Source organism: Paraglaciecola sp. (assembly GCF_051252315.1).
Lineage (GTDB): Bacteria > Pseudomonadota > Gammaproteobacteria > Enterobacterales > Alteromonadaceae > Paraglaciecola.
On the sequence record NZ_JBPOFP010000094.1, the window covers coordinates 1 to 18,578 of the forward strand.

An 18,578-nucleotide genomic window follows, 5' to 3' on the forward strand; every position below is an offset into this window, starting at 1 on the left:
GTTATAAATGAATTTGTGTATTGTTGATGTATTTGTGTGTTTTTCTTTATTGGTAATGCTGAGGTATGTCATTTTACCTATTTTTGTTTCATTTTAGCTGAATAATTAACGGTTAATCCGATGTTAAGGCTTGTTAATCCATGTTAACACTCTTTTTAACTTTTTATTATTGCTATAATAGATTTTAAATGTGTTTTTGGAGTAAGTGGTTAGACATCAAGATTGTTTGAGGTAACCCTGTGATATCTAGTTAACGTCTTTAGTAACGGGCTCTTCAGAAGAGGAGTGGAATTAAGTGTCTATTTTTTTGAAGGTGGTTACGTTTTTTTAAGTGCTTTTCTATCTTTAGTAACGATAAATTTAACTTTTATTTGAATTATTTTGCTAATTTAATTCGGTTTGTTAATTTTGCATGTTAATTATTGTGTTCTTATTTAATGAGGGTCTTACGTATTTATTCATGTTTTGTGTTTATTTGACTTGGTTCTGAATTTGATTGTTTTGGGTAGTTAAATTACTCATTTATTTGTATAAGTTATTGAAATTTAAGGTTTTAAAAAATAATGTTGTAAATTTGTAAATAAAAGGTTTTGCGCCTATTGGAATTATATTTAAAAGTGCTATTCTAAATATGAAATCTGTATATAGGTTTTTGTTTATTGTTTTTAGGTGACATTGCATTGTTGACAAGTTGCATTGATGAGCACTACTTGTGAGATGAAATCTTCACCGAATTGACAATTTTAAAGCAACAAATATGAGAAGCACTTATGAACGAAACTAGAAACAACTTAAAATTTAGGAACCTATTATTAGGGGCTGCATCTGCAGCTGCTTTAATGGGGTCTATCAGCAATGTTCACGCACAAGAAAATAATAATGAAGATGAAACTGAGGTCATTGAAGTATCTGGTTTCCGTGAGTCATTAACTAGCGCTTTAAACGTAAAACGCGCTTCACAAAATATTGTTGATGCAATAAAGGCAGAAGATATTGGTAAGTCTTCTGATCAGAATATCGCAGAAGCACTTCAACGCATCACTGGTATTTCGATTGGTCGTGCAGATGGTGAAGGCACTTCAATTACTGCTCGAGGTGTGGGCGGAGATTTAAACAATGTGACCTTAAACGGTGTTCCATTAACTAGTTCTGGTGATAACCAATCGGTTAACTTCAGTGAATTTTCTGCTGATATTTTACAAGCAATTGAAGTTCAAAAAACGCCAAGTGCTTCTACCGACGAAGGTAGTTTAGGAGCAACGATTAGGCTAATCGGTTTTAAGCCGCTAAGTGCTAATAAAGACCGTCGCGTTATTGAAGTACAATCTCGTTATAATGGGTTTGCAGATGAAGATGGATTTAGTTTATTGGATTTGAAGGATGACGGTAAATTACAACTTTCATTTTCAGAAAAATTCTTTGATGACAAAGTTGGTCTCTCATTTGTAGGCTCTAAAGAAACTCAAGCAACCCGTTTAGACCGTTTAAATATAGCTCGTTGGGTGCCGTCTAATCCAATTAATGGTGTAACGTTTTTAGGTGATACTGAGCCTACTCAACAAGACGGAAGTATCCGTGCAGTTGTGCCACAAAATTTGCAATATCACCATCAACAAGTACAACGTGACCGTGATACATATCAGCTAGCACTACAATTTAAATTGTGGGAAGGCAGTGACATCCAGTTTACTTATACTAAAACTGATCAAGAAATTTTCCGTGATAACCAGTTTATGTCTATTAATGGTGATAGAAGCGCCGTAGATGCAAGCCAGACAATTGTTGACCCAGCTACTAATACGATTATCTCGAATATTGATACTGCCTTTAGCCGTGATACAGAAATACCATTTGTTGATAACCCATTACCGAATGGTAATGCATACACTCGAGCAGGCGTGTGGCGTCAGCATAGAGATGTAACCGGTGATATCCAAGCAACTGAAGTTTATGGCATAGATTTAACCCAAGAATTAGGTGACTTTACGTTTACCCTAAGAGGGGGCACATCAGAAACTGAACAATATGATGATTTTAATTTACGTTCATTCTGGCGTCCTAAATACACTACGGCCACGGGCCTAGGTCAAGATAGGTATACCAATAATTTTGCGGGCTATACCTGTGATAACCCTGGTGGTGATTTAGATTGTCGAAATGTTGCTACTGAAGGTTATTTCGATGATGGTACTAACTTTGAATTTCAGACCTTCACTGATAGTCGCCGTTATTCAGATGATAAAGCCACGAACCTATATTTCGATGTTGAATGGAATCGCGAATTTGGTTTCATCACTAGCCTTGAAGCCGGTGCTAAATATAGTGACCGAGATAAAGCCAGAGACAATATCTACTTCGGTTGTAACCGTGGCTGTATTGAAGGTGTGTTAAATGAGTTTACCTTAGCTGATTTTACTTCTGAACAAACGCCTAGCGATTGGGGTGAGGCATTAGGGTTAGAGCGTGATCACCTTACTGATGGTTGGACTACAATTGATATTTTTGCGGTTCGAGATTTTGTTAATGAGCTAGAAGCTGATGGCAGTATTGAGACCACTTTCTCGCCTAACAACGCACAGAAAATTAATCAAGAAGCGACCGCTGCTTACGTTCAAGCCAATTTCTCTTTGTTAGACGATGATTTATTTGGAGATTTTGGTCTTCGTTATGCCAAAACAACGGTTACTGCTAATGGTACTTCGTTCTTAGATTATGATTTTGCACAGGGCTTCCAATCAACTGGTATTGGCGAAAACTTATCTTTATTTGGTTACGAACAAGATGAAACGGGTACACCTTTAGCAACCAACACCGCTACATTAGAAGAAGCTCAACAAGCATTATTAGCTAAATATGGGCCATTGGTTTCGCAGCGTAGTGAAAACGGAGAAACCATACGTTTTGCTATCGAAGAAGAGCATAGCTACGACAACTTGTTACCTAGTTTGAATGTTAATTACATTTTGAATGATGACATGATGGTGCGTTTCGCTGCGTCTCAATCAATAGCTCGCCCAGAATTTAACCGTTTGTTTCCAGCATTTAATGTTAGAGAAAACATCTTTGGTACCAACTCAAATGGCGCAATTGGTAGTGCCAGCTTAAACCCTTATAAATCAAATAACTTAGATTTATCATTTGAGTGGTACTTTGCTGAAGGTTCATTGTTCTCTGCTGCGCTATTTAATAAGAAGTTTAGTGACTTTACGTCTCGTCGTACCTTTAATAGCTACTGGAAAGATGTGCGTGGTGATTACTTTGACTTATCTATGATAGACCCGAATGATCCCGCTAGCCGAGCTTTCCGTTTAGGGGCTGATCAAATAACGGCCGAAGCGCCAACGCCTGGAAATATTTTATTGCCATACTCGGCAGGGGATAATCAGGCGGGTTGTATGATCAACCGCGAATTGGATCTAGTGGAGCCAGACAATAGCAATGTTTGTGATGTTGTTGTTATTAACCAAACGGTGAATGGCACAGGTGGTTATGTGCGTGGTTTGGAATTAAGTTTACAGCATAACTTTTCTACATTACCTGGTGATTGGTCAGGTTTAGGTTTTGTGGCTAACTATACCTATGCAGATTCACGTACTGATGAAGAATTGCTTAAAGACCCTGATGGAAACTTAGTTGATATCGTGCCAGAAGCACCATTAGCAGGTACATCAGAGCATACATTTAATACCACAGTGTTCTGGGAGAAGAACGGTAAGTTAGTACGTTTAGCCTATAACTATCGTACGGATTATTTGAACTCGTTAGTTGTGAATGATTTTGGTTCACACTGGGTAGAAGGTTATGGATCTTTAGATTTGTCGGCCAACTGGAGAATAAATCCAATGTTTAACGTGACATTCCAAGCGGTTAACTTAACAGATACTGTGATTCGTCGTTACGATGTACGCCGTCCTGGTGTGGGTGAAGTCATTCCTGGCGAAAGCTTTGAGTTAGGCTCTCAACCTACCGGTCGTACGGTCCAGTTACAAAACACCGGTACTATTTACCGTGTAGGTGTTCGTGTAACTTTCTAAGGTGTTCATGTGAGTTCTCTCGTTGCGTAGCCCTTCGTCAGGCTGCGCAGCAAGAGGGCTTTTTTTGTTTCTATCCTTTCTCCATTTTCCTTAATTATTTCAGCTTCCTGCTCATGTAATTGTTCGGTTTAAATTCACAAATCTAAGGTCCTAGTTATGTGTAGACTTGCTTTAACCTTTTTTATCTTTCTTGTTAGCTTATCTAGTTATTCTGCTCAAAAACCTAATATTGTGTTGATTTATGCTGATGACATAAGCGCTCGAGAGTTGCCTATTTATGGTTCATCAAAGTGGAGCTCACCACCATACGGAGAAGATACTTCTGAATTAAAACATCGAGCCTCCACCCCAGTTTTAGACCAGTTAGCAACAGACGGTTTATGGGTGAAAAATGCTTGGGCTACCACTATTTGTTCTCCCAGTCGCGCTATGATGATGACAGGACGATACGCACATAAGCATAAATGGTGGCACAACAAAGACAAAGGAGTAGCACCACAGGTAAAGGGCTCTAAAAATAACAATAAATCATGGCCATTATATGAAAGCTCGCCCCACACCATAGGCCATATAGCAAAAGCAGGGGGGTATGCTACGTATTGGGCGGGCAAAACCCAAATGAGTGGCGTAGACAAATTTGGTTTTGATGAAGCGGTTTTTACGCCGGGCGATAACAATATGGCTACAAACCCAAATACTTATTCTGATTTTACGATATTAAATACTAAACGAAATGGGAAAAAGGCTCTGATCAATACTGACTCAGGTGTTTATGTTGATTATTACCAACAGTTTGGTTGGTATTGGCAACCCCACGTACAGTTAATGAATCACCCAAGTTCTAACAAGGCGTTCGAATGGTGGCCAAACACGCCAGAGTCTAAGGCAAGTTATGGGTTAAGTACTTATGGTCCAGACGTTGAACTAGATTTTATCTTCGACTTTATGCAGCGCAAACAAAAGCAAAATAAACCTTTCTTTATTTATCACACAACACATTTAGGCCATGATGGCTGGGATTTCTTTAGTCAAGAAATACGAAAAAATAAACGTCAAAAATGGCCAGGAACCCCCAAAGTAACATGGGATGGTGATAAGTATATTCGGACCACGCCGAAAGTGACGGGTGATAAAGGGCAATACAACACACATGGCACTGTCACCGAAGGAGGTATGCATACTCATGTGAATTATCTTGATTATCAGGTGTGGCAATACCTAGAGAAATTTAAACAAATGGGTATAGAGAACAACACTGTATTTATTTTTGCTGCTGATAACGGAACCAGTCACTACGGTAAAGGTAGCATTAATTCTCAGCGAGGCACTCATGTACCCCTAATTATCTATGCACCTGCGTTAAATATGACTAAAAAGGGTGAGCAAGACGTATTAGCCAATATGGCTGATATTTTACCTACCATAGCTGATATTGTCGGTGTTGAGGTCCCTGCTAGTTATGAAATTAATGGTCAGAGTTTATTGCCATTTTTAACCTCGGAAAAAACCACTCACAGAGATTGGATCTATGCTTATCATAAGGATAAACAATTGATCCGCAGCCAAAATGTACTGATAGACGGTACAGGAAAAATATTTGATGTGTCTAAAACCCCAAATGACCTAATTAGTTTTCCAGTGATTAAGAACATTAAACAGGCTAAACAGAGCTTACAAACAGAATATCAGACGTTGAAATCGGTATTGCCACGCTTTGATTTACACAAAACAGCCCATGATGCACCTGTTGATGGTTACGGGAAAATATCTCCTTTAGTTATAAAAAAGTAATTTTAAGTGTAAATTTAGTAAAGGTTTTACACTCCGGTTAGTATATTATTGACAATCTACAATAAAATATTTGTCGGAGTGTTGTTTTGAGTATGCTGAAAAAAATAGGCTTGGGGTTAGCTTTCTTATTGTTTGTTAAGACCAGCCTTGCGAGTGTTACAAACCGTGAGGTTGATTTTAACTTTGACTGGAAATTTACCTTAGTCAAAGATACGAGTTTACCTTCATCTATTCCTTTGCAAGATGCTAAGTGGCGTGATGTGCGTTTACCGCATGATTGGAGTGTTGAGTTAGACTTTAATGAATCGCTAGAAGGGGCTACGGGGTATTTACCCGGCGGTGTTGGTATTTACCAAAAACACTTTTCTAGCCCAGCTAAAAATCAAGACAAGACCACTTACGTATTGTTTGATGGGGTCTATAACAATGCGACTTTTTGGCTAAATGGGAAGTTACTAGGTGAAAATCCTTATGGTTATTCTCCCGTGTATTTCGATCTTTCTAAACATCTTAAAAAAGACGGTAGCCAAAACGTATTAACTGTTCATGTTGATCATTCACGACATGGTGATAGCCGTTGGTATACTGGTAGTGGCATTTATCGAAATGTGAAACTCGTTACTGTTGATAAATTACATATCCCAATTTGGGGAACCTTCGTCACTACACCAGACGTGACTACACAGCAGGCCACGGTAGATATTCAGATTGAGGTTAACAATCATCATGGGCATAGTCGCAAATTTGAAGTGTTGACCCAAATTATTGACAACCAAGGGCAAGTGGTTGCAGCAGACAAAGATAAATTAAAGCTTAAAAGTGGAGCAAACAAGAGCCACTCTCAAGTGATAAAAGTGGCTCAACCAAAACTTTGGGGTATTACTCAGCCTAATATGTACAAAGCGGTGACTCGTATATTATTCGAAGGCAAAACAATAGATGAATACGTGACGCCATTTGGTATTCGAAGTATTAAATTCGATGCTAAAAAAGGCTTTTTCTTAAACGGTAAACCGACTTTAATGAAAGGTGTTTCATTACACCATGACGGTGGTTTAGTGGGAGCAGCCGTACCTAAAGGGGTTTGGAAAAGACGTTTAGAAGGATTACAAGCCGCAGGTGTTAATGCTATTCGAACTGCGCATAATCCATTTTCTCAGGAGTTTTTAGACTTATGTGATGAAATGGGGTTCTTAGTGCAAAATGAATTTTTCGATGAGTTCGATTATGCCAAAGACAAACGTTTAAACTATCACGACAGACACACAGATAATCTTACCCGAGGTTATGTAGAGAAGTTTCAACAGTGGGCGAAAAGTGATTTAGAGCGCACTATGTTGCGAGATCGAAACCATCCAAGTGTTGTGCAGTGGAGTATCGGCAACGAGATAGAATGGACCTATGTGCATTATCGTTATGTGACAGGTTTTTGGACGGATCCTAACGACGCCACTAAGATGGACGGTAGTTTTTGGGGGGCGCCACCTAAGTTCACCCCTGAAGAACTAAAAGCTAGATATGAAGCATCACCAAAAGGTGACCACATTCTGGCTGATACAGCTAAAAAATTAAATCAGTGGACAAAGGCGTTAGACACAACTCGTCCTACGACTGCAAATTTAATTTTGCCTCAAGTTAGTCATGTTAGTGGTTATGCAGATGCTGTTGATCAAGTGGGTTATAGCTATCGTAATAGTGTGATCCCTTGGGGCCAGACTCATTTCCCTGATAAATCTATCACCATTAACGAAAACCCCGGAACTTGGGACGATTGGAAACAAGTGCTCAATCATCCTGGCGTGTTTAGCCAATTTATGTGGACAGGTATTGATTATATTGGTGAATACCACGATAAGTGGCCAGAAAAAAGTGGCTGGGGTGACATCTTAGATTTAGCTGGCTTTAAAGTACAAGGCTGGAATTACTTTAAAAGTATTTTTATTAACAAACCCCATATCTCTTTAGGTACCTTACCTTTAAAAGATTCTGGTTTTAAAGTAGATGAGTTATCTGGTTTGGCTGTTGCAAACAATAATGGCAGTTACAGATGGCGTCATTCCAACATGCATTGGAACTATAAAAAAGGTGATCCCGTATTAGTTGAAGTCGCTTCGAATCACTCGATTGTGGAGCTGTTCTTAAATGGTGAGTCTTTAGGTTATCGCAGTATGTCAGAAAGCCCAGACCGTTTATTCCGCTGGGTAGTGCCATATCAAGCGGGTACCATAACTGCACGAGCGGGGTTTGAAGGACAAGAGATTGAAGCTGTATTTGAAACTACAGGTAAAGCGACTGGGTTCACTTTAACTACAGATAAAACCAAGCTAAAGGCAGATGGTTATGATGTGGCCCATTTAGTCGTGCAATTACATGATAAACAAGGTCGTGTGATTAAAACCCAAAATGCTCATGTTAGTTTTGCACTAGAAGGTCAAGGCAAGTTGCTAGGTGTGGATAATGGCGCATCTAACAATGTACAAAACTTCCAATCAAATCACTTGGATACGGCCAAAGGCAGAGCTTTGGCCATAGTACAAAGTAAGCGCAACGCTGGCACAGTTAAAATAGTTGCGAAGATAAAAGGGTTGGCACCACAAACTCTATGGCTTAATAGTTTATAAGCGGTTTTAAAAATTTAATTTGTAAGCCTGATATGAGACAACTCATATCAGGCTTTTTTATGATTAGATGTATAACCTGTTAAAAGTCTTTGTGCAAAAAACATTGCACCAAAGCTAACCAAATATAATCCATCTCAAGTTCATATTTAGTTGTTAGGGCACTATTTCACTTTCAATTTAGTGGATAGTTTTATCTCTGTTCGCTATCGTTTATTTAATTTATACCTATTTTTCAAAAGGTTATTTCTCATTTTACTTTAAATTACCCTTCCATCGTTATTAGGGTATGATAATTGCTGACCTATTGGTTAAGATTTTAATTGAAAAGGATAAACCACCAGATGTCATTTTTAAGCCATTTAAAACCAATAGTCATTGTGTTGTTTTGCACCTTGATTTTAGGTTGTGAACCCACCGAATCGGTAAGTCAAGAAACTAAGTCGATTAAAGCTGTAATCGTCACTATGTACGAAGACGGCGAAGCGGTAGGGGATGACGCGGGAGAATTACAGCTTTGGCTTGAGCGAGGTAATTTTGTACATCAATTAGATTTTCCGTTAGGTGAGTACGACTTATACCTAAGTGATGATGGTGTATTAATCATTTGTGTTGGTGGCGGTATACCCAATGCGACTGCTTCTATTATGGCACTTGGCTTAGATAACCGATTTGATTTAACTAAAGCTTATTGGATAGTGGCTGGTATTTCTGGAGGCGACCCTGAAGATATTTCGTTAGGCAGCGCTGCTTGGGCTAAACATGTAGTGGATGGCGATTTAATTTATCAAATTGATAGTCGTGAAATGCCTGAAACTTGGCCATACGGCATTATTCCTTTAGGTGCTAAGGCACCAGCAGAAAAACCAGAAGACATCTCAACTGGTTGGACATTGGATACGGTTTCATTTGCTCTAAACAGTAAATTAGCCGATTGGGCCTATGCCCAAACCAAAGATGTCAAAATTGAAGATTCGAAGGCTATTGCTGAGTTTAGAGCTTTGTTTAAAACCTATCCTAATGCCCAAAAGCCACCTTTTGTGACAATAGGTGACACCCTAAGTGCTAGTAAATATTGGCATGGTAAACACTTAAACCAGTGGGCGAATGATTGGTTAAAGTTATACGGTAGTGAATCTGCCAATTTCATGACCAGTAACATGGAAGATTCAGGTACGTTAACTTCATTGATGCGATTGGCGCGCATAAACAAGGTGGATCCTGATAGAGTGATGGTGTTAAGAACTGTGAGTAACTACACCATGGCACCGGCCGATAAGTTAACAAGCTGGAGTATCACAGCACCGTATCCTGATGGTGGTTATCCAGCTAAAGATGCAGCCTATGTTGTGGCAAATACAGTTTTACAAAAAATCATTACAAACTGGGATCAGTATGAAAGTGTTTTACCCTATGTCAGTGGTGTTAATTAGAATTACTGGTTCTTGTTAATTAGAAGTCGAACACCTGGAGTCTACACAATGAAAAAGGTTTTTTTACTATTTTTACTTTGGGTAAATCTAGTATCGCAAGTATCTGCCAAATCAATAGATGCAGAGTTTGAAGCATTTAAAAAAACGGCTAGTGCTCAAGATATGTATACCTTTTTATATGCCATGCCTAAAGGTGGGGATTTGCATAATCATTCAACAGGTTCAAACCGCTCAGAATGGTGGTACTCAGAAATCTTAAATCAACAAAAAAATGGTTATATTTATTATACAAAAATAAAAATCAACAACTGTAAAGGTTATGGTACTAACGAGTTTGGACGGACACCTTACTTAATGTTATTCGTGAATATTCAAGAGTTCGAACTTAAAAAACTTTCCAGTTGTGAACAGTCGGAATATAAGCGAATACAAGATCTCGATACTCAACAAAAACAGGCATGGTTGAATAGTATTCGTCTAGATAAAAGTACTGAAGGTCGTGATGAGTTTTTTCAAACCCACTGGGCACGAATAAACTCGTTAATGGCTAACCCGTACATGCAAGCTAACTTAATTGTTAAGAATATGCAGGCGTTTGGAGCTGAAGGTTTAAGCTATTTAGAAACCGATGCTGGCGTGAGAGGGTTTGTACATCCCGATGGTAGTCCTTTTGAAAAAGAAAATGTGTACCAACTCTATTTAACACGTTTTGCTCAAAAAGATGCGCTAGCTACAGGTGTAACTGTGAAATTACAATATTCTTTGTTGCGTTTTTTACCTAATGCCGAAGATAGCTTAAAGTGGATGTATGAATTTGTTGCAACTCACCCAGAGCTTTATGTGGGAGTGGATATGGTAGGCAGAGAGGATAATGAAAAAGGCCATCCTTTGAGGTTTTTATCTACCTTGCGACAACTTAGGCACCAGCACCATAGTGTGAACTTGTCTATCCATGCTGGGGAGTCTGACGAGCCCAATCAGCATATCCGAGACACACTTTTACTTGGGGCCACGCGTATTGGGCATGGGCTTAATTTAACCGGTGACCCAGATACCTTACTGCTCATGAGGTATAACCAATACTTGATTGAAATAAACTTGATCAGTAATTTGCTCCTAGAATATGTAGACGATTATTCTCAACATCCTTTTCCTGAATATTTACGTTTAGGCATTCCTGTGGCGCTTTCCACTGATGATAGAGGTATGTGGGATTCAAATATGACAGATGAGTACTTTACTGCTGTGACTCACTTTAATTTATCTTGGTCTGAGTTAGTAAAACTAGGCGCTAACTCCCTTAGTTATTCATTTTTAGATGGCAAGAAAAAACAGCAATTGCTAGATGATTATTACCACAGGGTTGCCACTTTCGAAGCTAAGTTTACACAACAAAATATACAAGGTTTTAAACATATCAAGCCAGAAAGTTATTCCTTCGCTTGTAAACGATTTAAGGTGTGTGGGAATTAATACCAATTCATATAAACAATAGAGTTTCAATCGAATAAAAAACGGGTAACAAAAAAGCCTCTAATTATTGCTAATTAGAGGCTTTTTATAAATACAAATGGGAACTATAAACGGGTTACTTTGACAAAGTATGCACCTAATTCATTTGCATTTTCATCAAGGAAAGTGGCTTGTAGTTTGCCTTTACCTTCTTTAAGTTGTACCTCAAAACTGATTACTTTATCACTGGGTTTTACACTGGAAATTTGTTCCGAATCACCAATTTTGACACTGGCTTGATTGGCTTTAAACCCCAGACCTTCCCAAGCTCTAAAGGATCTATCTCCCGGCACTTCTTTACCTGCGATCATATCTGCATGGATTGCTGTATCAGCTTCTTCAGGCCAACGTCTTAATTCGAGTTTATATTTGCCTGCAGTCACCACATTGACCCACCAATAACCTTTATGCTGGTTATCTTTTTCTGATAGTTGTTTACGAATATGCATCTGATTCCAAGGCACAGCTTTGTTGTCGCCTAACCAATCATGAGAGGTTAAATCCACAGGGTTAGCTTCGTCAGCACCTAAATAGATAGCCGTTGGCTCACCAAAAGTAGGTTCGATTTCGTCCCACCATTTATCATAAAAATCCGTTAATCGGGAAACGACTTCTGGATGCTGTGATGCTACATCGGTTTTTTGTCCTGGGTCTTGATACATATCGAATAACATTTTGCCGTTAATTAAACGCCATTGGTCCGTCATAACCGAGCTTTGTCGCCACTTAATCGGATTAAGTACGCGTTGTGAGTCAGTGACCAGTATGCGGTCACTCCACGTTTTTTCTTGGCCTTTCATTAATGGCTGAATTGATTTACCGTCAAACTTCAATGAGTCTGGTTTTTGTGCTCCTGTCATTTCTAACAAGGTGGGTACTATATCTACATATGAAGTGATGGTATCGACGACTTGTTGTTCACTGTAACCGCCTTTTGGCCAATGTAAATAGAATGGGACTCTATGGCCTCCGTCAAATGCGCTGCCTTTTTTACCTCGCATACCAGCGTTGAATATCTTGTCTCCACCTGCAGTGCCGTTATCTGTGGTAAATACAAAAATTGTATTGTCAGTTAAGTTATTTTCATCTAGGTAGTTTCGAAGTTTTTGAACATTGTCATCAATGTTGTGGATCATGCCAAAAAAGTGTTGTTGGCTAGTCGTTAAGCCTTGGTTTGCATATTTAGCAGCATATTCTTCTGGTGCATGCATAGGGCCATGTGGAGCGTTGGTACTAATGTAGGTAAAGAAAGGCTGATCTTTTTCTTTAGCTTTTTCTATGTATTGAATAGCTTGTTCAAAGAAAACATCGGTTACATAACCTTTGGCTTTTTCTGCCACACCGTTTTTAAAATAGCTGCCATCAAAGTAGGCGTTATTCCAGTAGTCTGGTGTTTGACCTACGCCACCACCGCCGTGGTAATAAGCATGTTCGAAACCTCTGTCCATTGGACGATATGGGTAGTTATCGCCCAAATGCCACTTTCCAAACATGGCTGTTTGGTAACCATTGGCTTTTAACAAATCCGCAATCGTGATTTCGTTTTCTCTAAGCATAGAGCGGCCCATTATGGTGTGCCAAGTACCTGTGCGATTAGTCCAGTGACCGGTTAGCAGCGCCGCACGAGTGGGTGAGCAAGTAGGGGCAACATGATAGTCATTTAAATTGACAGACTCTCTGGCTAACGCATCAATATTTTGCGTTTTTAAGATAGGGTTACCATTGATGCTGAGATCGCCGTACCCTTGGTCATCGGTGATCACAAACACGATATTAGGTTGGTTGGGCCTGGATTTTTGTGAAGGTGATGTATTGGATTGTTGTGAACAGCCTATTATTAACGTCGACAATACAATCATTAACATGAGTTTACGCATAATGTTCTCTTATTATTTTGCTATTAACTAAAGTTGTTATTCATAAATAATAATATACTTTTATATATAAATATTAAACTGTTGTTTTTGTAAAGACTGAGTAAATTGGTTTATTTTCTTAGTGATTAAAAGTGGTCTGTTATTACATTTTGCAACAGAAGAGATAGTTATTGTGTTTGTTTATAGTTTTAGTTTTGTAAGAGAGACAATTAAATAAACGTTATTCAATTTTATGACTGCTCATATTCCTTGGCAAATCTGATAAAGTCGTCATTCTTTATAGGTTTTGACCATAAATAACCTTGAGCGTAGTCACAGGTAAAGTCACTTAACAATTCAGCCACTTGTTGGTTTTCAACACCTTCTCCAACTGTGGTTAGCTCTAACCCTTTTGCCATTTGAATAATTGCCTTTACTAAGGCTTTATTTTTATCATTCTTTTCAACATCGGTGACAAATGAGCGGTCAATTTTTAGTGTTTTGATATCGAATTCTTTTAAATAGCTTAAATTTGAATAGCCAGTTCCAAAGTCATCAATTGATAAATTGACGCCTAGTCCTCTAATATCCTTAAATGTTTGTTTTAGTTTGTCGGAATTTTCAATTAACAACGACTCAGTCATTTCCAATTCTAGATGTTTACCTGACAATCCTGTTTGTTTGAGTGTTGATTCAATTAATTGGTAAATATTGTTTTGTTTAAATTGTTGAGACGACACATTTACAGCGACAGAAAAGTCTTCGTAACCTAGAGATATCCAACTTTTACAGGTTAAGCAGGCGTGTTTTAAAACCCATTCACCTATTTCGATTATTAATCCTGATTTTTCTGCTTCAGGAATAAACTTATCAGGATATACAACACCTTTTGTTGGGTGCTGCCAACGAATTAAAGCCTCTGCTCCGGTAATTCTTTTATTGGCTAAATCTACTTTAGGTTGGTAGGTGAGAAAGAACTGATTTTCTTTTATGGCATGTCTTAATTCGTTTATTAAATTTAGATAATCGTGGCCATGATTGTCCATTTTTGTATCGAAATAATGGAAGTTATTGCCGCCACTGGATTTAGAAACATACATGGCTATGTCGGCATTGTGTAATAAGCTTTCGAAGTCACTTCCATCGTCTGGTGATACCGTAATACCAATGGAGCAGCCACAAATGAATTCATTACTATTAAAATAAAATGGTGTTTTAATAGCTTGGATAATTTTATTCGATATTTCCGCCATGATTTCTTCTGAATTTATATGATCAAAAATAATGATAAATTCGTCCCCAGCAAAACGGCATATAGTGTCACAAGGTCTGAGAATATTTTGTAATCTGGTTGATATTTCAATGAGTAGCGCGTCGCCCGCTTGATGGCCTAATGCGTCGTTGATTAATTTAAAGTTGTCTAAATCGATAAACATTAAATACACTTTTGTGTTATCTCGTTTCGCAGTTTTTATACTTTTATTAAGCGTTATTTCGGCCATGGCTCTATTCGGTAGGCCTGTTAACACATCATGTAAAAGTAGGTTTTCGATTTCCTTTTTCGAGCTAAGTACTTCTGCATTTTCTTTACGTAATTTGAGCAACAAGCTCTTAAAATCCATTGCCGAAACCCAAACAGAAAAACTGATTAACAATATGAGGAGTAAAATTAAAATAGCGCTGTGTACGTCATTTGTTGGCGGAATATTGGTAACCCAACCTTTATAATTAGCTAAACTATTTAGCGCGATTGAACTGGAAAAAATGATTAATAAAGAAATAAATGATTTTTTATTGCCGAACATTGCGGCCATAATCATCAAGCAAGGCACGCCCAGTACAACTTCGTCGTGCATCCCACCGTGATTCCACATCAAATAAGTGATAATAAATGTCAAAATAAATAAGAGTAAAGATGAAGCTTTGTCTACTTGTTGTTTCTTAACCAATAAGTGTACGGGTGTCAGAGATAACATAGTTATCAAGGCAATTAGGGCTATCTCATAACTAGATATCACAATTCGATGAATCAAGAGTATTGCTAAAGAAAACTCAGTCGCCCAAAAAATTTGAATGAGTCTTTTGGCCTGAAAAAAGGCCCCAAGTTTTTGTTGGGATGGTGAACGGTTACTCAGCAAATCTTTATGACCTTATCAATATTTTTTATCTTAATGACAATAAAACCATAGCAAAAATTTTCTAATACATCACTCTAGATTAAACCGGTTAGACTGTATTAGTATTTTTTCGACAGATAAAAAAAGGGCTTAACAAATCATGTTAAGCCCTTTTGGTTTTATATGACGCTTTTTTTTAAAAGCGTTTTTTCACTGTTAAACCAAAGGTAGCTGGTTCAGATACATAACCATTAATTTTGCCATCTTGAATCGGCGTATTGAATGTATTCGTTGCTATGTATTCTTCATCAAGAATGTTACGTCCCCAAACAATGACATCCATATCTTGCTCAGCAAAATTCATGAAAAATCTTAAATTAAGTATTTGGTACGAATCAGAGAAGTGCAAAGGATCACTACTTCCATCCATAACTCTGTCACCAGTATGGCTATATTCAACCTGCAAATAGGAGTATATATTGTCACTTAAAGTAAAGTCCTTCTTCACTTTTACCACTGCGTAATGCTCAGGTTCACTGGCTAAACGGTCACCAGAGCGATTACAAAACTGGTCCGTAGGTAATACACGTCCTGGATCAGGAATGTTTGAATGGAATGTGCTAGCTAACCAACAGTTACCCGCAATAAAAGTTTCAAATTCGGCTTTGGTGTACGCATAAGCTAGATTAACTTCCATAGAGTCAGAAGGTACCCAAGTAGCTTCAATTTCAGCTCCTGAGGTTGTAATATCACCAGCATTTTGTAAGTTAAAACCTGCACCAGTGAAGGTATTAGCTTGAAAATCTGTGATATCGGTTTTGTGAACAGCTGCATTTAACCGAATATTTTGATTTGGAAAATCTTTTTTCACACCTAACTCAATAGATTTTGATTTTTCAGCATCAAATAATGGATTAAAGCCTGCAGTTATCCGGTCTGTGTTGGTACCACCAGATTTATAACCCGTGCCTACAGACAAGTAATATAAAGAATCTCTATCAGGTGTGTAACTTAGTTTCACAGTACCTGTGACTTGGTCATCAGGAAGAGTTTCATTTATATCTGGACGGGTAGAGGTTACTGCACCAATAAAAGGGTGGCCCCAACCCGGAGATTGTAATGGTGCTATAGTGGTAAGATCTCCAGCAGAAGGTGCTTGACCAGTTAATAAAGCTGCTCCAATATTGTTTAAAGCGATGCCAATTCCTTGTCCACCGTCGGCGAAGTCTGCCGCTAACACTTGTTCTCCCGCTGAATTAAGCTCAGCAAACGCGCTAAACAAGTCTTTTTCTTCGTCTGTGTAACGTAAACCGGCTGTTAAGGTAAAGTTGTTACTTAACGCATAGTCAAATTGACCAAATATGGCGTAACTTTCATGTGATTGTTCGGCAATATGTGGAAAAGATACGTTTGATTCACTTGGAGAGGCAACGGGAGCAATAAAGCCTCCTGATAAAGCACTCAGTCCATTAAATCCATCGATTAAGTCTTGTAGGTCACTAACACCATTTTGATCGGCATCACCCACTGCTGCCAGTACTTGGGGAAATACAGTCGCATCGAAAAATGCTCCAAAACTGCTTTCGCCGTATAATACATAATCTAAATTTAAATCTTGTTCAAAGTAGTAGGCACCTAAAATAAAGTTTAAATTGTCTTTAGAATAATCAAAGCGGATTTCTTGGGAGAAAGAGCTTTGTTCGCTTGTGTTGGTTGTTGATAAAATATCTACATCACTAAAATCTGTATCTAAATCATCAAAGGAGTCAACGTCTCGTATCGCACTCACAGAAACAAAACTTAAGTTGTCCGATAAATCCCAATTGATTTCCATAGATAAACCACGGTCTTCCATGGTTGAAACTGGTAATATATTAAGAGCGACTTCTCTATTGAAAAAGGAATCACCGCCCGGAAATAATGTTGCACCAAAAATTTGAGCAAGGGCTGCATCTGAACCATATCGGCCCGGAACATCTTTGGCTTCAAAGTTACCTAGAACAACAGGGGCTGCACAACAAATTTCATCAATTTCAGAATAATCTGCTATAAATCTCACAGATATATCGTTATTAGGAGTATATAAAGCTTGAACTCTGGCTCCCCAACGGTTTCTATCGTTGATTACATCGTCACCTAAATTCACATCACTAGCAATACCATCTCGATTACTGCTAAATGCCGTAACACGGAAGGCCAATACATCATCTATAGCGGAGAATGAAGAAGCACCAGATAAGTTTAATAAGCCGTAATTTCCTACAGTTGCTTCAACAAAAGCATCACCACCATCATGGCTTGGTGCTATTGTACGGATTAATATGGCGCCAGAAGGTGTATTTTTACCGAACAAAGTACCTTGTGGTCCCCTTAATACTTCTACCGCTTCAACATCAACTAAATTGTTAATCATAGAATTTTGTCTTGCGCGATACACCCCATCAACGTACATACCTACGGAAGACTCTAGGCCGAAGTTTTGAGATGAGGTACCTACACCACGTATCGAAAAACTTGAATTGGTGGCACTTTGACTTTGAAATGTTCCAAGTCCAGGTACGTTGGTTTTTAAGTCGAATACATCTTTTATGACAGATTCTGCCATTTGTTCACCAGAAAAAGCGGTAACCGAAACTGGCACATCTTGTAAATTTTGGGTTCTTTTTTGAGCTGTAACTGTGATGGTTTCTAAATTAGATTCTGATGATTCTTCTTGGGCTAAGGTTAATCCACTATTTAGGGTTAAAGACATTCCGACTAGAAGTGATAGGGCTGTCGGTTTAAAACGTAGAGGTGTCATTTGTCTCATAGTGCGCTCTCTTTTAAATGCTATTAGGTAAATATTATATGCTTTCTAGTATTGTGTAAGTATGAATAAAGATTAACTTTAGGTTAAACTCCTTCTCATTAGACCTCTTACCATACCAAAATAAATCACTTAAAGTAAATCTTTTGTTACTTAAATGTTATTGGGGAAAAGTAATAAGTGTTCTTTCCTATGAACTAAATCAAGAATTGATATAAGAAATGTTAGCTGGTCATTAGTGTAGGATAAATTTATATTTTATCGAACTGTAATTTTGTAAATAAGTTTTTCTCGCCCCCAGTTTCTTTAGAAAATTTAGAGGCGTGTCATTGACGCACAAAAAAACGGCCTCAAATGAGGCCGTTTTTTATGGTCGATACATTACCAAAATAAAGTATCCACCTCCATGTT

Annotated in this window: 8 protein-coding genes; 5 read left to right on the forward strand and 3 right to left on the reverse strand. The window is 38.2% G+C overall.

Going from position 1 to position 18,578, the window contains the following annotated elements; translation table 11 throughout:
- Positions 1-770 precede the first annotated feature (770 nt).
- The 5 genes from ACSHXM_RS16185 to ACSHXM_RS16205 all read left to right on the forward strand — a co-directional run bounded on the left by ACSHXM_RS16185 (position 771) and on the right by ACSHXM_RS16205 (position 11,349).
- On the forward strand, positions 771-4,034 hold the full coding sequence (locus ACSHXM_RS16185; RefSeq protein ID WP_435690352.1) for a TonB-dependent receptor: 3,264 nt from the start codon (positions 771-773) through the stop codon (positions 4,032-4,034).
- Between the two features lie 156 nt (positions 4,035-4,190).
- Positions 4,191-5,825 carry a sulfatase-like hydrolase/transferase gene (locus ACSHXM_RS16190; RefSeq protein WP_435690354.1) on the forward strand — a complete coding sequence of 545 codons (1,635 nt, stop codon included), beginning with the start codon at positions 4,191-4,193 and terminating at the stop codon, positions 5,823-5,825.
- A 92-nt stretch (positions 5,826-5,917) separates the two neighbouring features.
- Positions 5,918-8,446 carry a glycoside hydrolase family 2 TIM barrel-domain containing protein gene (locus ACSHXM_RS16195; protein ID WP_435690356.1) on the forward strand — a complete coding sequence of 843 codons (2,529 nt, stop codon included), beginning with the start codon at positions 5,918-5,920 and terminating at the stop codon, positions 8,444-8,446.
- 341 nt (positions 8,447-8,787) lie between these two features.
- Entirely contained in the window at positions 8,788-9,876 is a 1,089-nt protein-coding gene (locus ACSHXM_RS16200) for a purine nucleoside permease (RefSeq protein ID WP_435690358.1), read from the forward strand.
- A 48-nt stretch (positions 9,877-9,924) separates the two neighbouring features.
- Positions 9,925-11,349: an adenosine deaminase family protein gene (locus tag ACSHXM_RS16205; RefSeq protein ID WP_435690360.1), complete on the forward strand. Its 1,425-nt coding sequence runs from the start codon at positions 9,925-9,927 to the stop codon at positions 11,347-11,349.
- A 104-nt stretch (positions 11,350-11,453) separates the two neighbouring features.
- Here the strand turns inward: ACSHXM_RS16205 and ACSHXM_RS16210 are convergent, their stop codons facing one another.
- The 3 genes from ACSHXM_RS16210 to ACSHXM_RS16220 form a co-directional block, all read right to left on the reverse strand.
- On the reverse strand, positions 11,454-13,265 hold the full coding sequence (locus ACSHXM_RS16210; RefSeq protein WP_435690362.1) for an arylsulfatase: 1,812 nt from the start codon (positions 13,263-13,265) through the stop codon (positions 11,454-11,456).
- A 230-nt stretch (positions 13,266-13,495) separates the two neighbouring features.
- A complete protein-coding gene (locus ACSHXM_RS16215) occupies positions 13,496-15,382 on the reverse strand; it encodes a putative bifunctional diguanylate cyclase/phosphodiesterase (RefSeq protein WP_435690364.1) in 1,887 nt (628 codons plus the stop codon).
- A gap of 175 nt (positions 15,383-15,557) precedes the next feature.
- A complete protein-coding gene (locus tag ACSHXM_RS16220) occupies positions 15,558-18,170 on the reverse strand; it encodes a TonB-dependent receptor (protein WP_435690367.1) in 2,613 nt (870 codons plus the stop codon).
- Positions 18,171-18,578: the final 408 nt, after the last annotated feature.